Origin of the sequence: Geodermatophilus chilensis, assembly GCF_002802985.1 — a bacterium.
Classification (GTDB): domain Bacteria; phylum Actinomycetota; class Actinomycetes; order Mycobacteriales; family Geodermatophilaceae; genus Geodermatophilus; species Geodermatophilus chilensis.
Window position 1 is genome coordinate 1 of record NZ_NVPT01000365.1, and the last position, 1,103, is coordinate 1,103.

Here is a 1,103-nt window from a genome sequence, read left to right on the forward strand (position 1 = left end):
AGAGTTGTATAAGAGACAGGTCCCGCCGCGAGCCTGCGAGTGGTGGGGGGCAGGGAGTCCTTGATCAGGCCGGCGCGACCACCGAGAGCAGCAGGTAGGCGACCGCGGCCGAGGGCAGCAGCGAGTCCAGCCGGTCCATGATGCCGCCGTGGCCGGGCAGCAGCTGCCCCATGTCCTTGATGCCGAGGTCGCGCTTGATGAGCGACTCGCCGAGGTCGCCGGCGGTCGCGCTGACCGCCAGGGCGACGCCGAACAGCACCCCGCCCCACCAGGGGCCGCCCAGGGCGAGGGTGACGATCGGGGTGGCGACCAGCACGCAGGCCAGGATCGAGCCGGCCATCCCCTCCCACGACTTCTTGGGGCTGACCGAGGGCGCCATCGGGTGCTTGCCGAACAGCACGCCCGCGGCGAAGCCACCGACGTCGTTGCCGACGACGGTGGCGATGAAGGCCAGCACGCGGGCCGCGCCGTCGTCGGGGACGAGCAGCAGGACGGCGAACCCCGCCAGCAACGGCACGTACAGCGCCACGAGCACGCCGGCCGAGGCGTCCCGCAGGTAGCCGTCGGGGCCGTCGCCCAGCCGCCACAGCAGGACGGCGAGGACGGTGAGCAGGAACGCCACGACCAGCCCGGAGGCTCCGCGGGTCCAGGCCAGCGCGATCATCGCGACCGTGCCGACGAGCAGAGGCACCAGCGGAGCACGCGCGCTGCCGGCCTGCAGCGCGCGGGTCAGCTCGACGACGCCGGTGAGGATCGCGGCCCCGAGCACCAGCAGGAACGCCGGTCGGTAGACCAGCAGCGAGACCAGGATGGCCGCACCGAGGCCCAGGCCGACGCCGATGGCGGCGACCATGTCGCGACCGGCGCGACCGGACTTCTTCCCCGGTGTCGCGACCAGGTCGGGACCGACGGACTCGGTCGTCGACGTCGGCACCTCGACCTGCGCCGTCCTCGGCTCGCACCCGGGCGGCTCGGCGGTCGCCGGGTCGTGCACCGGCAGCGACGCCGTCCGCAGGTCGGTGACCGACCGCGGCGGGAGCGGCGGCTCCGCCGGGGCCGGGCGCCGCCCGACGACCCGGATCCGCCCGCACGCGGGGTCCTGG

The 1,103-nt window shown here is 74.6% G+C and carries 1 protein-coding gene; it reads right to left on the reverse strand.

Annotated features, from left to right (window positions below; all coding sequences use genetic code 11):
* Positions 1-64 precede the first annotated feature (64 nt).
* A partial coding sequence (locus CNO22_RS27180; RefSeq protein ID WP_332870113.1) for a phosphatidate cytidylyltransferase occupies positions 65-1,103 on the reverse strand: 1,039 nt, incomplete at its 5' end.